The following is a 16,605-nucleotide window of genomic DNA, read 5'->3' on the forward strand; positions in this document are numbered from 1 at the left end:
GCGGGCGGGCGGGACCTGCTTCTAGGCGATGCCGGAGACCGCCGCGGGCGCGGGGGCGTACCCCGTCGCCCGGGTGGTGAACGTCCCCCGGCCCTGCGTCCGGCTGCGCAGCCGGGTCGCGTAACCGAACAGCTCGGCCAGCGGCACGGTCGCCGTGATCACCGCGGCACCGGCCCGCGCGGTGGAACCGGACACCCTGCCGCGGCGGGCGGCAAGGTCGCCGAGCACCCCGCCGACGGCGTCGTCGGGCACGGTGACGGTGACCTCGACCACCGGCTCCAGCAGCACCATGGCACTGGCGCGCAGGGCCTCCCGGAGCGCGAACCTCCCGGCCGTACGGAACGCCATCTCCGAGGAGTCCTTGGGATGGGTGGCGCCATCGGTCAGCGTCACCCGCACCCCGGTCACCGGATGCCCGCCGAGCGGACCCTCGGCCAGGGCGTCCCGGCAGCCGGCCTCGACCGCCCGCACGTACTCCTGCGGCACCCGGCCACCGACGACCGCCGAACGGAACGCGAACTCCGCAGCCCCCTCGCCGCCCTCGCCGCCGTCCCCGCCGGTGGCTTCCAGCGGCTCGACATCGAGGACGACGTGCGCGAACTGACCTGCCCCGCCGTCCTGTTTGACGTGCCGGTGGACCAGCCCGGACACACCGCGCACCAGCGTCTCCCGGTGGGCGACCTGCGGCCGGCCGACCCGGACATCGAGACCGTGGTCGCGGCGGATCTTCTCCGCGGCCACCTCCAGATGAAGTTCGCCCATGCCCGAAAGAACGGTCTGACCGGTCTCGGAGTCCGTACGCACGGCGAGCGACGGGTCCTCCTCGGCCAGCCGCACCAGGGCCGCCATCAGCCGCTCCGTGTCCGTGCTGCGCCGCGCCTCCACCGCCACGGACACGACCGGGTCGGCCACCGTGGGCGGTTCGAGGACCAGCGGAGCACCGGGCGCGCACAGGGTGGCACCCGGGCGGACGGTCTTGGGGCCGATGACCGCGACGATGTCCCCGGCCACCGCCGTGTCCACATCGACGTGACGGTCCGCCTGGACCCGCAGGATGCGCCCGACGCGTTCGCTGCGCCGCGTGCCGGCGTCCAGCACCGTTTCCCCCTTCCCGACCGTTCCCGAGTACACGCGCAGATACGTCAGCCGGCCCGTCGCGGTGGCGTTCACCTTGAACGCCAGCGCTGCGAACGGCCCCGCCGGATCGGCGGCCCGCTCCTGCACCGCCTCACCGAGCATGCCCCGGACGGGCGGCACGTCGGCGGGGGAGGGCAGATACGCCACGACCGCCTCCAGCAAGGGTTCGACGCCCCGGTTGCGGTAGGCCGAACCGCACAGCACGACGACGCCCTCGCCGGTCCGCGTCAGATCCCGCAGCGCCCCGGCCAACGTCCGCTCCGAAAGCTCGGAGCGCGCGCAGAACTCCTCCAGCGCCGACGGGTGCAGCTCCGCCACCGCCTCCTCCAGCAGCCGCCGGCGCCGGCCCGCCTCCTCCCGCAGCCCGGCGGGCACCTCGGTCTCCTCGTACGCGTCACCGTCGTCGGCCCACACCAGGGCGCGCATGCGCAGCAGGTCCACGACTCCGCGGAACCGGTCCTCCTGCCCGATGGGCAGCTGGACCACGAGCGGGACCGTGTGCAGCCGCTCCCGGATCGAGGCGACGGCGGTGTCGAGGTCGGCGCCCGCCCGGTCGAGTTTGTTGACGAAGGCGATGCGCGGGACGGCATGGCGGTCGGCCTGACGCCATACGGACTCGCTCTGCGGCTCCACCCCGGCGACCGCGTCGAACACCGCGATCGCGCCGTCGAGCACCCGCAGGGAACGTTCGACCTCGTCGGCGAAGTCGACGTGCCCCGGGGTGTCGATGAGGTTGATGCGGTGACCGGCCCAGGTGCAGCTGACCGCCGCGGCGAAGATGGTGATGCCCCGGTCGCGTTCCTGCGAGTCGAAGTCGGTGATGGTCGTACCGTCGTGGACCTCGCCGCGCTTGTGGGTGGTGCCGGTGGCGTAGAGGATGCGCTCGGTGACGGTGGTCTTGCCGGCGTCGACGTGGGCGAGGATGCCCAGGTTGCGGACGGTGTCGAGTGCGGCGTTGAGGGGACGGTGCTGTTCGTTACGCACGGCCGGTGGCCTTTCGGGGTGATCCGGAAGAAGACGGCGCGATGCCCGTACGAGACGGCCCTGGGCCGGGCCGGGCCTGCGAAGCCCGCCGTTCCCTGTGCGAGGAGAGGGTGACGGCTAGTCAGGACTTGTGAACTGCCCGGGCGTTCGTCACGGGGTCCGGGGCCGGCCGCGCAGCCGGCGCCGGGCGCCGTAAGACACCAGGATCACCTCGAACCGCGACGGGGGGACGACGGCGGCGGTGCGGTGGCGCACGGCGGTCTCCCCTCAACGGTCACGGCGGGCGCGGCGGCGGAGAGCCGGCGCGCGATGTGCGGCGAGTCTAGGGAGTGGAGCGGGGGCGGGGGAACCGGTTTTTCGGCCGGGCGCCCGCACCGTCGCCGTTCCGTGGCGGACCGGGGACCGTTCCGCGGCGCGCCGGGTGCGACCGGGAGGCGTGCCGATGCGTCAGGCACGGCCTCGCGGTACCCGGCCGGGGCGCCGGGTACGGGGCTTCCACGCGCCCCGGCATCGGCGGATCGCGCTCCGGCCGCAGCCGCGCCACTCGGCCGGCGACGCACCCGCGCCCCGGCCGCCCCGCGTGATCAGGGCGTTCACGGGTGAGTGCGGGTCCAGGGCCATCGTGCGCGCCAGCAGGACGCCGATCACCAGCGGGGCGAGCGAGAGGGCGATGGTGGTGCCGGCACTGGTGACGTGCTGCATGCGAAGGCGCTGTGCGTCGGGAGCCATGACCCCATTTCAGCGTCCGTGCCCCGGCGCGGGATCGGGTGACGTACTCAGACCGTACGGCCGGGGTACTCAGCACCCCGGGCCGCATGGACCGGGCGCTCAGCACCCCGGCCGCATGGTCCGACCTTTGAAGGGTCAGAGGGTCAGAGGGGCAGAGGGGCAAAGGGGCAAAGAATCGAAGGGCCAGAGGGTCAGGCAGTCGTGCCGGGCCCCGAGCCCGCGCCCGACGCCGCCTTGATGCCCTTGGTGATGTCGTCCAGGACGGACAGCGCCGGGGCCTTGCTGTTGATGTCGAACCCCGAGCGGACGATGACCAGCATGTCCTTGGACAGCGGGGAGGGGAAGGCGAGCGACTCGACGTAGCCGTCGTCGCCGTTCTTCGTCACCACCTTCCACCGCACCCGGTAGCCCTGCTGGCCGGCCACCGTGACCGCCTCGGACTTCAACTGCTGGTGCGAGGTGATGCCGCCGTAGGTCTTGCCGCCGTAGGCGTTCTCGGCGTTGGTCTCGATGTCCTTCTCGGCGGTGGCCTTCGCGGTCTTGGTGGTCAGCTCGAGCGCCTCGGCCGGGGCGGAGAACACCCCGCCGCGCACACACTTCTCGTCAGTGGCACCGGGGCAGGCGTACGAACCGGTGGTCACCCCGGCGCCCATGCCCGACTCGCCGTCCCAACCGTCGGGGACCGGGATGCTGATGCCGCTGGCCAGGTCCGTCGCGTACCCGTCCTCGGGCTGAGGCTGCCCCTGCTCCGGCGTCTCGCGCCCACCGCCGTTGCCGCTGCTGCCGCCGTTGTCGCCGTCCCTGCCGTTTCCGCCGCTGCCGCCGCGCTGCCGGTCGGGGCCGGGGGAGGGGGAGGTGGACGGTGCGGAGGCCGTGGTGTCGTTCTTGCCGCCCGAGTCGTCCGTCAGCAGATAGACACCGCCCCCGATGGCGGCGAGCACCACCACGGCCGCGGTGATGCCGGCCCCGACGCGTATCCGCCGGCTGCGCACGGCCGCCGGTGGTACGCGCAGGTGGTCGGTCCACTGGGTGCCGTCCCACCAGCGCTCGTGGCGGGGGCCAAATCCTGAATACCCGGGGTCTGGATGCCAGCCGGGCGGGCTCGTCTGGGTCACGCCGGACACCGTATCCGGGTTGCCTGAGAATCCTATGAACCGGGTGCGCCGACCCCCGAGGCGAACCGGGCGGAAGCCGGAGCCATCTTCCGCCGCTCTTGGTCTAGACAACTGGAGGAGTGGTCGCTAACATCCGCCGACGAGGCGCGGCGGAGCCCGCTACCCGTCGCCCGCCCGATCGCGGCAGGAGTGAGGCACCTATGGAAGCAACCACTCCCGACCGCCGTTTCGCCGAGGACTACCGCCTCGCCCGGGAGATACCGCGCGACGGGCTCACCGCCTGGCGGGCGGCCATCGCGGCGGAGGTGGACCTCGCCCCTGGCGCGACCGTGCTGGACGTCGGCGCGGGCACCGGCGCCTTCTCCTCGGCGTTCGCCGACTGGTTCGGTGTGCGGGTGCTGGCCGTGGAACCCGCCGCCGCCATGCGGGCACTGATCCCCAGGACCGTGACGATCGAGGCGCTGGACGGGCGGGCCGAGGCGCTGCCGGTGCCGGACCGCTGCGCGGACGCGGCCTGGCTGGGCTCGGTCGTCCACCACATCGACGATCTGCCCGCCGCCGCACGGGAGTTGCGCCGGACGCTGAAGCCCGGCGCCCCGGTGCTCATCCGCAACTCCTTCCCGGGCCGGTGTGCACGTGACCTGCGGGTGCGGTTCTTCCCCGGGGCCGAGCGCATCGTCGACGGCTATCCCACCGTCGAGCAGACCTGCGCCGCATTCGCCGAAGCCGGCTTCGCCCGCGTCGCGTTGCACGCGGTGCCGCAGGAGAGCGCGCCGAGTCTCGCCGCGTTCGCCGACCGGATCAGACGGGACACCGACGCGAAACTGCGGGGCCTGGGCGACGACGAGTTCGAGCGCGGCATGCGGCGGCTGCGTACGGCGGCGGAGCAGGAGCCGGACCGGCCGGCGGTGAGCTGGATGGACCTGCTGGTTCTGGCCTGACACCGTCGTGGCGGGGCAGCCCGTGGGGGCGGACGCATGACGCGGAGCGACGAGGAGGAGCAGACCGGCCTGTGCGTCGTAGCCGGCCGGGGAATAACCGGCGGACAGCCCCGAGGGCCGCTGGCTAGGCTCACCGAATGACGTCATCACGCTATCCGCCCAAGCCCCGCCCCGGCGACCGCGTCGCCGTGCTCTCCCCCTCGTCCGGGCTTCCCGGCGTCTTCCCGCTGCCGCACGAACTGGGACCGCGCCGCCTCCGCGAGGAGTTCGGGCTGGAGCCGGTGGAGTACCCGTGCACCCGGAAGATGGGCTCCACGCCACAGGAGCGCGCCGCCGACATCCACGCGGCGTTCGCCGATCCGGACATCAAGGCGGTCATCTCAAGCATCGGTGGCGACGACCAGATCACCGTGCTGCCCTACCTGGACCGAGAACTGCTGAGGACCCACCCCAAGCCGTTCTTCGGCTACAGCGACTGCACCAACCTGCTGGTGTTCCTCGACAACCTCGGCATCGTCGGTTACCACGGCGGGTCGGTCATGGTCGAGTTCGGGCGCCCCGGCGCGCTGCACCCGATGACGGCCGAGTCCCTGCGGGCCGCGCTCTTCAGCCGTGGCGACCACGAGCTGACCCCGGCGAAGGAGAGCGGCAGCATCAACGGGCCCTGGGAGGACCCGCGTACCTTCGACAGCGAACCCGAACTGCTCCCCGCCGACGGCTGGACCTGGCATAACGCCGGGCGCGTGGTCCAGGGGGCGAGCTGGGGCGGCAACCTGGAGATCCTGTCCTGGCTGCTGATGGCCGACCGGGAGATCCTGCCGCCGGACGCGTACGAGGGCCGGGTCCTGTTCCTTGAGACGTCCGAGGAGATGCCGGGCGCCGACGAGGTGTACTACATCCTGCGGAACATGGGGGAGCGGGGCCTGTTGCGACGCTTCCCCGCCCTGATGATGGCCCGGGCCAAGAACTGGTCCTTCGACCAGCCGCTCGACACCGCCGCCGGTGAGCTGTACTGCGAGCAGCAGCGGCAGGCGGTGCTACGGGCGTTGGAGGAGTACGCCCCCGAGACGATGGCCGTCTTCGACGTCGACCTCGGCCACACGGACCCGCAAGTGATCATTCCGTACGGCGGTCAGATCCGGGTGGACGGCGTGGACCGCCGCATCGTCGTCACGTACTAGCACCGGTTCCGATTCGGATCACCGGGTGGGCCACCGCTGTCACGTTGACGGGCAGATGTTGCTTCGACCCCGGAGATGCAGGTGTGGTGCCTCCTCTGTGACCCGATCTTCTGTGGTCCGACCACATGGCATGTGTGACATAGTCGGGATATGCGTACAGGTCGGAACAGGGAGTGGGAGTAGCGGATGCCTGTCGAGTGGCAGCCCGTGCGGCAGGCCCGTACTCATGAACTCGTACTGCAGAGCATCGAGGAGCAGGTCTTCGCCGGGAAGCTCAGGGCCGGCGACCGGCTGCCGCCCGAACGTGAACTCGCCCCCGTCTTCGGGGTGAGCCGTTCCGCGCTGCGCGAGGCGCTCCGGGTGCTGGAGACCATCGGGGTACTGGTCGCGCATCCCGGCCGGGGGCACGACTCGGGAGCCCGCATCGTGCGCAACCCGGACGATGCGCTCGGGCGGCTGCTGCGCCTCCACTTCGCCCTCGGCAGCTACAGCCTGCACGACGTGATGGAGGCCCGCGTCGCCCTGGAGCGCGCCAGTTTCGCCGCCGCCGCGGTGCACGCCTCGGACGAGGACCTGGACGCGGCGGGCGCGATCGTCTACCGGATGTCGCGCGAGGGCATCCTGCCGGAGGAGTTCAACGAGCTCGACACCCAGTTCCACGTCAAGGTGGCGAGCAGTTCGGGCAACGCGCTCACCTCGACGTTGACCGCCGCGGTGCGGGAGTCCGTACGTCCCCTCATCCTGCGGGCCCTGGAAGAGGTGGACGACTGGCCGGCCACCCAGGCACACCTGAACCGCCAGCACAGCGAGATGCTGAGGTTCGTGCGCACCGGCCACGGCGAGGAGGCGGCCGATCTCGCCGAGCGGCACATCCGCGGTTTCCACGGCACGCTGGTCGACGAGGACCGGACCGGCGCCGGCGACGAGGACGGCGGCGGCATCGAGTAGCGACGGCGTGACAACAGTGCGGGGCCGGTGCGTGGACCTGGGTGAACCAGGGACACGCACCGGCCCCTTTTTCTGTACCTCTCTCCGCACGTCTCTCTCTGCATGTCGAGCCCCGGCACCCGGCGAGAGCGGCCCTGGCACGCGTGTGCACCGGCCAAAATCGGACGGAGGCTAGTATGGTCGGACCACAACTCGCGATCGGGGAGGCTCCATGCGTATCGGACTCTTCGCCACCTGTCTGGGAGACACGCTCTTCCCCGAGGCGGTGAAATCCACCGCGGTGCTGCTGGCCCGCCTGGGCCACGACGTGTTGTTCCCGCCGGGCCAGACCTGCTGCGGCCAGATGCACGTCAACACCGGGTACCAGCGCGAGCCGGTCCCGCTGGTGCGCAACTTCGCCGAGCAGTTCGGCGACACCTCGATCGACGCCGTCGTCGTGCCGTCGGGCTCGTGCGCCGGCTCGGTCCGCCACCAGCACGAGATCATCGCCGAGCGGTACGGGGACGCGGCCCTGCGCGCGGGCGTCGCCACCGTCAAGGCGAAGACGTACGAGCTCTCGGAGCTGCTGGTCGACGTGCTGGACGTGACCGATGTCGGCGCCTACTTCCCGCACCGGGTCACGTACCACCCCACCTGTCACTCGTTGCGCATGCTGCGGGTCGGCGACAAGCCGCTGCGGCTGCTGCGGGCCGTCGACTCGATCGACCTGGTCGAGCTGCCCGAGGCGGACGCCTGCTGCGGGTTCGGCGGCACCTTCGCCGTGAAGAACGCCGAGACGTCGACGGCGATGCTCCAGGACAAGATGCGCAACGTCACCGCGACCGGCGCCGCCGTGTGCACCGCGGGCGACTCGTCCTGTCTGATGCACATCGGCGGCGGGCTCTCCCGGATCACCTCCGGCACCCGCACCCTGCACCTGGCCCAGATCCTCTCGTCCACCCGCACCTCGCCGCACGTCCTGACGGAGGCCGCCCGATGAGCGCAACCTTTCTCGGCATGCCCGCGACCCCGCCCCGCTCCCCGTACGGCACGGGCAACCTGCGCGGCGACCGGACGTTCCCAGCCGCCGCCCACGACGAGCTGCGCAACGAACAGCTGCGCCGCAACCTCGGCCGCGCCACCCACACCATCCGCGCCAAACGTCTGACCGTCACCGGCGAGCTGCCCGACTGGGAGGAGCTGCGCGACGCCGGAGCGGCCATCAAGACCGACACCATGAACCGCCTGCCCGAACTGCTGGAGGAGCTGGAGCGCAACGTCACCGCACGCGGCGGCACCGTCCACTGGGCGCGCGACGGCGTCGAGGCCAACGCGATCGTCGCCCGGCTGATCAAGGAGACGGGCAGCGAGGAGGTCATCAAGGTCAAGTCGATGGCCACCCAGGAGATCGGCCTCAACGAGCACCTGGAATCGCTGGGCATCACCGCGCACGAGACCGACCTCGCCGAGCTCATCGTGCAGCTCGCGCACGACAAGCCCTCGCACATCCTGGTGCCCGCGATCCACCGCAACCGGGACGAGATCCGGCAGATCTTCCTCAAGGAGATCCCGGGCGTCGACCCGTCCCTGGACAACGTCCCCGCCCACCTCGCCGCCGCGGCCCGCGTCTATCTGCGCGAGAAGTTCATGACCACGAAGGTGGCCGTCTCCGGAGCCAACTTCGGCATCGCCGAGACCGGCACCCTGTCCGTCGTCGAGTCGGAGGGCAACGGCCGCATGTGCCTGACCCTGCCCGACACCCTGATCACCGTCATGGGCATCGAAAAGGTCCTGCCGCGCTATCAGGACCTGGAAGTCTTCCTCCAGCTCCTGCCGCGCTCCTCAACGGGTGAGCGGATGAACCCGTACACCTCGATGTGGACCGGCGTCACCCCCGGGGACGGACCGCAGACCTTCCACCTGGTCCTCCTCGACAACGGTCGGACCGCAGCCCTCGCGGACCGCATCGGGCGCGAGGCGCTCAACTGCATCCGCTGCTCGGCCTGCCTCAACGTCTGCCCGGTGTACGAACGCGCGGGCGGCCACGCCTACGGCTCGACCTACCCCGGCCCGATCGGCGCTGTCCTCACCCCGCAGCTCGCCGGCATGGACGCGGCCAAGGGCGACCCCAACAGCTCGCTGCCGTACGCCTCCAGCCTCTGCGGGGCCTGCTTCGACGCCTGCCCCGTCAAGATCGACATCCCCTCGCTGCTGGTCGAGCTGCGCCACCAGCACACCGAGCAGTCCGGCACCACGCCCGAGAAGCTGGCGATGAAGGCGGCCGCCGGGGTGATGAGCAGGCCCAAGGTGTACACGGCCGCGCAGAAGGCCGCGGGACTCGGCCGGGTCCTGGCCGGCCGCGACGGAAAGCTCTCGCACCTGCCGCCGCCGCTCTCCGGCTGGAGCGACAGCCGCGACACCCCGGCCCCGCCCAAACAGACCTTCCGGGCCTGGCTGGCCTCGGCGGAAGGAGCCGCGACCATGCGGGCGGCCTCCGACGAGCACACCCGTAACCAGCAGCAGGAGGAGGACAAGTGACGACCGCTCGTGAAACCGTGCTCGGCCGCATCCGGGACGCACTCGCCCTCGCGCCCGCAGCCGACGGCGCCCCCGTCCCGCGCGCCTACCGCACCGGCCGCACCCTCCCCGACGAGGAACGCCTCGCGCTGTTCACCGATCGCCTGGTCGACTACAAGGCACAGGTCCACCCCTGTACCGCGGACCGCGCCGCCGAGGTCATCGCCGAAGTGCTGCGCGAACGGGGAGCCGAGCGGATCGGCGTGCCCGCCGGACTCGACCCGCAGTGGCTCTCCGCCCACGACGGCGACGTCCAGCAGGATTCCGCGGACATCCCGGCGCCGCGCCTGGACGCCCTCGACGGGGTCGTCACCGCCTCCGCCGTCAGCTGTGCCGAGACCGGCACCATCTTCCTGGACGGCTCGCCCGACCAGGGGCGGCGGGCGCTGTCCCTGGTGCCCGACCTCCATGTGTGCGTGGTCGACCTGTCGACCGTGGAGGTGGGCGTACCGGAGGCGGTGGCCCGGCTGGTACCGGAGCGCCCGACCACGCTGATCAGTGGACCTTCGGCCACCTCCGACATCGAGCTGGAGCGCGTCGAGGGCGTCCACGGCCCGCGCACCCTGGCGGTCGTCATCCGCACGGACGCGTAGGACACATACATGCGCGACGCGTGCCGGGAAAGGGGGTGCGGCCAGGGGCGGGGCTTCGCCCGACCCCGACCCCGCCCTGCCCCGCCCCGTGTCACCCGTGCGTGACCGTCACCGGGCCGAATCCGATCCGGGTCCGTGCCGCGTCCTCGGCCCAGCAGACCTCGACCGTGTCCCCGTCGACGTTCACCCCGCTCAGCACCGCGTCGAGCGGGGCCGCCTCCGGCTCCGCGCTCAGCGAGGCGAGCGACACCAGGACCACCGTGCCCTCCGCGTGGGCGCTCAGCCGGGGCAGCACCGCCCAGGGCGTGTACGCCGTGCCCTGCGGCGCCCGGACCTCGTCCCGGGACTCCCAGCCGTGCAGCCCGTGCAGCGCCGACGCCACCGCCGACCCGGGACCGGTCGCCCAGCCCGTCTGCTCCACCCGCGCGCCGAACGGGGCGCCGAGCACCCGGTGCACCCGCAGTTCGTAGCGGCCCCGCGCCACCGTCACGCTCTCCACCCGCAGCCCCGGCACCATCGGCGCACCCTCCGCGAACACCGGGCGGTGCCACGAAGCGGCCCAGCCCCAGCCTTCGCCCCCGCCCGCGCCCAGCGGCCGGATCGCGCGCCGGCCGCTGCGGACACCACCGACGACGACGGCCAGTTGGTTGTCCGCCGCATTGGCCGGAGCGGTCGGACCGGTGACCGTCGAGTACGCCTGCCGGCCGTACAGCGGGTCGTCCCGCACCGCCGACTCGCCCTCGTGCGGGCGGACATGGTCGCTGCCGTGGTTGTGCAGCCGCACGATGCCGTCCGCCCGCGTCGACTGGATCAGCAGCCCCGGCTCGGGCAGCGCCAGCACCCGGTCCGGGCCCTCGCTCGGTGCGGGCTCCTCGGTGGCCGTCCACAGCGGGTGGTCCGCCGGGGCCAGCAGCGAGACGAAGGCCTTGGACGCCCAGTACGGGGAGGCCGGGCCCGAGTACGGCTGGAGCGTCGCCGTGTGCGGCCCGTGCCAGCCCAGGGACAGCAGCCCGTCGTCGCCGGTCGCACCCCGGTCCAGGAAATAGCGCAGCGCCCCGCTGATCACCCGCCGGGAAGCACCCGGCGCGAGCGGAGTGTGCCCGGTCAGTGCACCGAGCCCGACCGCCGCACCGGCCGCGAACCGGTAGGTCAGCGAACGGCCGAAATGAATCGGCGCCCCGTCCCCGCCGAACAGCAGCGTGAAGCTCTCCAGATGTGCGCGCAGCCGCGCCCCGTAGTGCGCGGACAGCTCCGCCTCGCCCGCCAAGCGGGCGTCCAGTACCGGGTACAGGTGAAGGGCCCAGCCGTTGTAGTGGTCGAACGCGCGGCCGTCGCCGTCCTGGTACCAGCCCCGGCCCCGGTACCAGCCCTCCATCAGGTCCCGCGCCCGCTCCCGGACCCGGGCGGTCTCCGCGTCCGCCCGGCCCACGGACTCCAGAAACCCGGCCACCGAGTAGGGGAACAGATACCAGTTGTTGGGTGCGGGGGTGTGCCGCAGCGCCCCGCGCAGCCACTCCTCGGCGCGGTCCTGCACCGCCGCGTCCAGCCGGTCCCACAGCCAGGGCCGGGTGAGCCGCAGACCGATGGCGACCGAGGCGGATTCGACCATCGGCTGCCCGGCCACGGTGTGGTCGCGGATCAGCGGCCAGGACTCGGCGTCGTCCCGGCCGGGCGTACGGGTCCCGGCGGCGAGCCCGTCCGCGTACCGGCCGAGCCATCCGCGCGGGTCCGCACCCCGCGCGCCCGCCACCCGGAAGGCGGCGGCGAGGAAGGTGCGCGCGTACCCTTCGAGCCCGTCCGAGCGGACCCCCGACGAGGAGGGCCGCCCCGGCAGACCGAGCAGGGCGCTGCCGGGCGTCGCCCACTGCCAGGCGGCCTCCAGCAGCCCGTCGGCCGCCGCCTCCCAGTGCGCGCGGGTGTACCCGGTGAACGGGCTCATGGCCCGGTCGTCGGCGGGGAGCCGGGGCAGCGGGCCCAAGTGCGGTGCGCTCATGCGAGGAACGCCAGCCTTTCGCGTCGTACGGGATGGGCGAAGCCCTCGCCGGTGGCCCAGCGTCCGGCCTCGGTGGCGGCCAGGTCGACCAGGCGCTGCCACTCGTTGCCCTGGGAGCCCGCCAGATGCGGGGTGATCAGGGCGTTCTCGCACTCCCACAACGGGTGGCCGGCCGGCAGCGTGTCCGGGTCGGTGACGTCCAGGATCGCCCGGATACGGTCCTGCCGCACCACGTCGACAAGGGCGTCCTGGTCGACGACGGCACCCCGCGCGGTGTTCAGGAGTACCGCGTCCGGGCGCATCGACATCAGCAGTTCGCGGCTGACCAGACCCTGCGTGGCGGGCAGCAGTGGGGTGTGGACGCTCACCACGTCGCTGCGCGCGAAGAGTTCGCCGAGCCCCACCGGCCGGACGCCGAGCGCTGCCGCCTCCTCCTCGGAGACGTACGGGTCGTGCAGCAGCACCCGCAGGTCGTACGGGCGCAGCAGCTCGACCACCCGGCGGCCGATGAGCGAGGCGGACAGAATGCCCACGGTCCGCCGGTAGTTGCCCACCTCGGGGGAGGTGGCGAGCCAGTCGTCGCGCAGGCCCTGCGAGCGGTAGGAGCGGGCCCTCTCCAGGACCCGCTTGCCGGAGAGCAGGATCATCGCGACCGTGTACTCGGCGACCGGCAGCGCGTTGGCGGCGGCGGCCGACGACACCTTGATGCCGCGCTCCCAGCAGGCGTCCGTGATGTGCCCCCGCACGGAACCCGCCGTGTGCACGACCGCCCGCAGCCGGGGTGCCGAGGCGAGCGCCGAGGCGTCCAGCGGCGGGCAGCCCCAGCCGGTGACCAGGAGTTCGGTGTCCGCGAGCACGGCGTGGGCCCGGTCGGTGGTGAAGTCGTCGAGCACGGGCGGCGGCGTCAGGTCGCACACCCGGGAGAACGCCTCCAGGGTGCGGTCGTTCAGCAGGGCACCCGCGGTCTCGGCCGCCATGGCGAAGGCGGCGCGCGGGCGGCGCCCGGCGGTGTCGTGGACGGGTGTGGTGTTGGGCATCGTTCTCCAGGTGGCAGGGGCGGGTGGGTGGTTCCGGCTGCCCGACGGCGCCGCGCGACTCGCGACTTCGTGGCAGCATAGTCAGCTCGTAGTTGGAGCGATCAAAGGTCGGACCCGAAGTGCGGATCGCTCGGGGGATTAGGCTCTCTGCCTGGCATGGACACACTTACCCTCTGGCAACTCGCGGCACTGGCCGCGGCATCCGCACTCGTCGGCTTCTCCAAGACGGCCGTCAGCGGTGCCAACACGATCAGCCTCGCGGTCTTCGCGGCGGTCCTCCCCGCCCGGGAATCGACCGGAGTGCTGCTCCCTGTCCTGATCGCCGGCGATGTGCTCGCCGTCCTCGTCTACCGGCGCCACGCGCACTGGCCGACCCTGCTGCGGCTCTTCCCGGCCGTCGCCGTCGGCGTGGTGGCGGGGACGCTGTTCATGGTGTGGGCCGACGACGCCACCGTACGGACCTCGATCGGCGCGATCCTCGTCTTCATGGCCGGGGTCACCATCTGGCGCCGGCGCCGGACGGAGGCGGGCGGGGAGCCGGGGACGACGGACGGGCCGCCGACCACCGCCGAGCGGCTCAAGGCCCGCTCGTACGGGGCGCTCGGCGGATTCACCACCATGGTCGCCAACGCGGGCGGCCCCGTGATGTCGCTCTATCTGCTCTCGGCCGGATTCCGCAAACTCGGCTTCCTGGGCACCTCGGCGTCGTTCTTCCTGATCGTCAACATCTCGAAGGTGCCGTTCAGCGTCGGCCTCGGGCTGATCGACGGGCAGTCGCTGCTGCTGGACGCCTGCATGCTGCTGTTCGTGCTCCCCGGCGCCTGGCTCGGCCGCATCGGCGTGGACCGGATCGACCAGCGGCTCTTCGAACGCCTCGTCCTGGCCGCCACCGTCCTCGGCGGCCTCCAACTGCTCCTGGTCTGACCGCAGACCGGGCCCGGTCCCTCCGGACGGTCGTCCGAAGGGACCGGCGGACCGGGTGAGCCCGGTCAGATGATGCCTTCCTCGATCTGCGCCTGCTCGCGCGCGTTCCCGTAACCCGAGGGCGTGCCGTACGAGCGTCGCGCGATGAACCACCAGACGGTGCCCAGGACCAGGACGGTGACCAGCGCGATCGACGCGTAGTTCGTCGGCGACCTCAGCGGACCCGCCTACGCCCTGCACTGCGCGGCCGAGGCGAGGCGGGCCGGCGCCACGCTGCGCACCGGCGTCACCGCCACCGGCTGGGCCGGGCCCCGCACCCTCGACGCCACCGGCCCCGGCGGCCTCGAACGGATCACCGCCCGGGCCGTCGTCCTCGCCACCGGCGCCCGCGAACGCCCCCGCGCCGCACGGCTCGTCCCCGGCACCCGCCCCGCAGGCGTCTACACCACCGGCGAACTCCAGCAGACCGTCCACCTCCACCACCAGCCCGTCGGCACCCGCGCGGTGATCGTCGGCGACGAACCGGTCAGCATCGCGGCCGCCGACACCCTGCGCACCGCCGGAGTCCACCTCGTCGCTCGGGTCACCGACCACCCGCCCCGCCCCCTCGCCGCCGTGCGGACGGGCGTCGGGACACCCTGCTCACCCGCAGCACCGTCACCGCCCTGACCGGCCGCCCCCGGCTCACCGGTGTGCGGGTGCGCCACGAGGACGGCCGCACCACCACCCTGGCCTGCGACACCGTGGTGTTCACGGCCGACTGGATTCCGGACCACGAACTCGCACGGCGTGGCGGGCTGCCCATGGACCCGGGCACCCTGGGCCCCGCACACGACCCCGCGTACCGCACCGGGGAGCCGGGGGTCTTCGCCGTGGGCAACCTCCTGCACGGAGGGGAGGGCGCGGTCACCGCCGCGCGCGAGGGCCGGGCCGTCACCGCCCCCGTACTGCGCCACCTGGCCACCGGCGCCTGGCCCGCGAGCGGGCCGCCTCTCACCGTCGAGGCACCGCTGAAATGGATCGCACCCAACCTGACCGGGCCCGGCGGCGGTCCTCTCCTCCTGCGGACGGGCCGGCGGATGACCGCACCGCTGCTCGTAGTCAGCCAGGACGGTGCGGTGCTGCACCGCCGCCGTGCGGCCCGGGCCGTCCCGCCGGGCCGCACCTTCCCCCTGGCCGCCGACTGGCGGGACCGGGCCGACCCGCAGGGCGGCCCGGTCCACATCCGGATCGGCTGACCGCCGGCCCGAGGGGCAAGCGGCCCAGGGGATCAGGGGGCCGACGAATCAGAGGTCCAAGGGGTCGGCGGCCCAGGGGATCAGGGGCCCAGGGGATCAGGGGTCCAGGGGGTCAGCGGGCCCAAGGGGTCACGGCTCGGGAATCAGCGGCCCCGGGAGGCGTCAGCGGCTCAGGGGATCAGCAGCCAGTCCGAACCGATCGCGGCGACCAGCCCGATCCCCAGCAGCCAACTGCCCAGCCTGGTACGTCCGTTCCGGCTCAGCTCGATCACGACCCCGCAGAGGATCAGCGCCAGCCCGTACACCCCGACCACCAGCACGGAGGACCGGCTCGCGATCCGCAGACCGAGCACCACGGCCATCGCCGCCATCCCCACCGACGAGAGCACGATGCGCAGCCGTCTCGCCTGGCGCGGAGTCAGCCGGCGATCGCCGGTGTCCTCGGCCACACCCTCGCCTTCCACGACATCGTCCGTGACCTCCTCCGTCACGTCTTCGGCTGCGTCGTCGGCTATCGGGGCGTCCACGGTCCGGTCCTGGTCAGAAGTGCTCATGACGCCGGATCGTAATGGCTCCACCCGCACCTGTTCGCCGTTGTCAACCAACACCGTCGAAACCAGGCCGAGTTCGCCGCACCCCCGCCCGTGGCCCAGCCCCGGCTACGACGCGTCCGCCCGGAGCGTCGGCGCCTCGGCAGCCGCGTCGACCGGTTCCGCGCCCACGCCCTCCACCCGCGCCGCCAGCTCCCGCGCCCAGCCGGCCAGGGCCCCGACCCCGATCCCGTGCGCCCCGGCCGTCCCGTACGCCTCCAGGGCCGCCGCGCCCCGCCGCAGCAGCCGCGCCCCGCCCGTGGCGTTGCCCCGGGCCGCATGGGTCAGCCCCACGGCCAGCTGGGCGAGCCCGCGCCACAACTCCCGTTCCCCGTCGGGGCCCGACTTCCAGGCGTCCTCGAAAACCTCGTGCGCGTGGAAGGGCATGCCCGCGTCCAGCAGCCGCTGGGCCTCCCGCACGGTCTCCTCGGGGGTGCGCACCACACCCTCCGGCTGCCGCTCCACCCCCGGTGTCCCGTACGGCAGCGGGCGGCCCAGCCCGTCGCGGGGGCGCGCGTTGTGCGCCCTGCCTTCGGTGTCCCGGTCCCTGCGTGTCTCGTTCACACCACCGATTGTGCCCCGCACCTGCGGCGAACTGTCCGAACCCCTGTCGGTCGGGACCAGCGCACGACTAGGCTC

General features: G+C 72.9%; 14 protein-coding genes and 1 pseudogene. 8 read left to right on the plus strand and 7 right to left on the minus strand.

Annotated elements, in window-relative coordinates; all coding sequences use genetic code 11:
• Positions 1–21: 21 nt before the first annotated feature.
• The 3 genes from fusA to E6P78_RS07115 all read right to left on the minus strand — a co-directional run bounded on the left by fusA (position 22) and on the right by E6P78_RS07115 (position 3,965).
• Positions 22–2,121, minus strand: coding sequence for an elongation factor G (gene fusA / locus E6P78_RS07105; RefSeq protein WP_136202650.1), 2,100 nt, complete (start codon positions 2,119–2,121; stop codon positions 22–24).
• Between the two features lie 447 nt (positions 2,122–2,568).
• On the minus strand, positions 2,569–2,850 hold the full coding sequence (locus tag E6P78_RS07110; protein WP_136202651.1) for a hypothetical protein: 282 nt from the start codon (positions 2,848–2,850) through the stop codon (positions 2,569–2,571).
• A gap of 191 nt (positions 2,851–3,041) precedes the next feature.
• Positions 3,042–3,965: a DUF2510 domain-containing protein gene (locus E6P78_RS07115; RefSeq protein WP_136202652.1), complete on the minus strand. Its 924-nt coding sequence runs from the start codon at positions 3,963–3,965 to the stop codon at positions 3,042–3,044.
• A 200-nt stretch (positions 3,966–4,165) separates the two neighbouring features.
• Here E6P78_RS07115 and E6P78_RS07120 point away from each other — a divergent pair, with 200 nt between their 5' ends.
• From E6P78_RS07120 to E6P78_RS07145, 6 genes are all read left to right on the plus strand, one after another.
• Entirely contained in the window at positions 4,166–4,906 is a 741-nt protein-coding gene (locus E6P78_RS07120; RefSeq protein ID WP_136202653.1) for a class I SAM-dependent methyltransferase, read from the plus strand.
• A 137-nt stretch (positions 4,907–5,043) separates the two neighbouring features.
• Positions 5,044–6,087 (plus strand): S66 peptidase family protein, encoded by a 1,044-nt coding sequence (locus E6P78_RS07125; protein ID WP_136202654.1) that lies wholly within the window; start codon positions 5,044–5,046, stop codon positions 6,085–6,087.
• 186 nt (positions 6,088–6,273) lie between these two features.
• Positions 6,274–7,035: a GntR family transcriptional regulator gene (locus E6P78_RS07130; RefSeq protein ID WP_136202655.1), complete on the plus strand. Its 762-nt coding sequence runs from the start codon at positions 6,274–6,276 to the stop codon at positions 7,033–7,035.
• 211 nt (positions 7,036–7,246) lie between these two features.
• Positions 7,247–8,014: a (Fe-S)-binding protein gene (locus E6P78_RS07135; RefSeq protein ID WP_136202656.1), complete on the plus strand. Its 768-nt coding sequence runs from the start codon at positions 7,247–7,249 to the stop codon at positions 8,012–8,014.
• Positions 8,011–9,552, plus strand: a complete 1,542-nt coding sequence (locus E6P78_RS07140; RefSeq protein WP_136202657.1) for a LutB/LldF family L-lactate oxidation iron-sulfur protein — start codon at positions 8,011–8,013, stop codon at positions 9,550–9,552. Before E6P78_RS07135 ends, E6P78_RS07140 begins: the two co-directional genes overlap by 4 nt.
• Positions 9,549–10,184, plus strand: coding sequence for an LUD domain-containing protein (locus E6P78_RS07145; protein WP_136202658.1), 636 nt, complete (start codon positions 9,549–9,551; stop codon positions 10,182–10,184). The genes E6P78_RS07140 and E6P78_RS07145 overlap by 4 nt, the downstream gene beginning before the upstream one ends.
• A gap of 91 nt (positions 10,185–10,275) precedes the next feature.
• Here the strand turns inward: E6P78_RS07145 and E6P78_RS07150 are convergent, their stop codons facing one another.
• Entirely contained in the window at positions 10,276–12,177 is a 1,902-nt protein-coding gene (locus tag E6P78_RS07150) for a DUF2264 domain-containing protein (protein WP_136202659.1), read from the minus strand.
• Positions 12,174–13,214, minus strand: a complete 1,041-nt coding sequence (locus E6P78_RS07155) for a hydroxyacid dehydrogenase (RefSeq protein ID WP_136202660.1) — start codon at positions 13,212–13,214, stop codon at positions 12,174–12,176. Before E6P78_RS07155 ends, E6P78_RS07150 begins: the two co-directional genes overlap by 4 nt.
• Positions 13,215–13,370: 156 nt before the next feature.
• Between E6P78_RS07155 and E6P78_RS07160 the strand changes: the two genes are divergently transcribed.
• Positions 13,371–14,138 carry a sulfite exporter TauE/SafE family protein gene (locus E6P78_RS07160; protein WP_136202661.1) on the plus strand — a complete coding sequence of 256 codons (768 nt, stop codon included), beginning with the start codon at positions 13,371–13,373 and terminating at the stop codon, positions 14,136–14,138.
• 207 nt (positions 14,139–14,345) lie between these two features.
• A pseudogene (locus tag E6P78_RS07165) lies at positions 14,346–15,376 on the plus strand (FAD-dependent oxidoreductase); the annotation flags it as partial.
• Between the two features lie 170 nt (positions 15,377–15,546).
• On the opposite strand, the gene E6P78_RS07170 reads toward E6P78_RS07165, so the two are convergent.
• Together E6P78_RS07170 and E6P78_RS07175 are read right to left on the minus strand one after the other, a co-directional pair.
• Positions 15,547–15,930, minus strand: coding sequence for a hypothetical protein (locus tag E6P78_RS07170; RefSeq protein ID WP_206307744.1), 384 nt, complete (start codon positions 15,928–15,930; stop codon positions 15,547–15,549).
• A 105-nt stretch (positions 15,931–16,035) separates the two neighbouring features.
• The gene (locus E6P78_RS07175; protein WP_136202662.1) at positions 16,036–16,530 is read right to left on the minus strand and encodes a DUF309 domain-containing protein; all 495 of its coding nucleotides are present in this window, start codon (positions 16,528–16,530) and stop codon (positions 16,036–16,038) included.
• Positions 16,531–16,605 lie beyond the last annotated feature (75 nt).

This window comes from Streptomyces sp. A0958 (assembly GCF_004795035.1).
Lineage (GTDB): Bacteria > Actinomycetota > Actinomycetes > Streptomycetales > Streptomycetaceae > Streptomyces.

Bases quoted from the DNA above. Each gene is read 5' to 3' on its own strand.
- E6P78_RS07110 (WP_136202651.1), bottom strand. From the start codon at position 2,850: ATGGCTCCCGACGCACAGCGCCTTCGCATGCAGCACGTCACCAGTGCC.
- E6P78_RS07130 (WP_136202655.1), top strand. From the start codon at position 6,274: ATGCCTGTCGAGTGGCAGCCCGTGCGGCAGGCCCGTACTCATGAACTC.
- E6P78_RS07150 (WP_136202659.1), bottom strand. From the start codon at position 12,177: ATGAGCGCACCGCACTTGGGCCCGCTGCCCCGGCTCCCCGCCGACGAC.
- E6P78_RS07135 (WP_136202656.1), top strand. From the start codon at position 7,247: ATGCGTATCGGACTCTTCGCCACCTGTCTGGGAGACACGCTCTTCCCC.
- E6P78_RS07160 (WP_136202661.1), top strand. From the start codon at position 13,371: ATGGACACACTTACCCTCTGGCAACTCGCGGCACTGGCCGCGGCATCC.
- E6P78_RS07120 (WP_136202653.1), top strand. From the start codon at position 4,166: ATGGAAGCAACCACTCCCGACCGCCGTTTCGCCGAGGACTACCGCCTC.
- E6P78_RS07170 (WP_206307744.1), bottom strand. From the start codon at position 15,930: ATGAGCACTTCTGACCAGGACCGGACCGTGGACGCCCCGATAGCCGAC.
- E6P78_RS07140 (WP_136202657.1), top strand. From the start codon at position 8,011: ATGAGCGCAACCTTTCTCGGCATGCCCGCGACCCCGCCCCGCTCCCCG.
- E6P78_RS07155 (WP_136202660.1), bottom strand. From the start codon at position 13,214: ATGCCCAACACCACACCCGTCCACGACACCGCCGGGCGCCGCCCGCGC.
- E6P78_RS07125 (WP_136202654.1), top strand. From the start codon at position 5,044: ATGACGTCATCACGCTATCCGCCCAAGCCCCGCCCCGGCGACCGCGTC.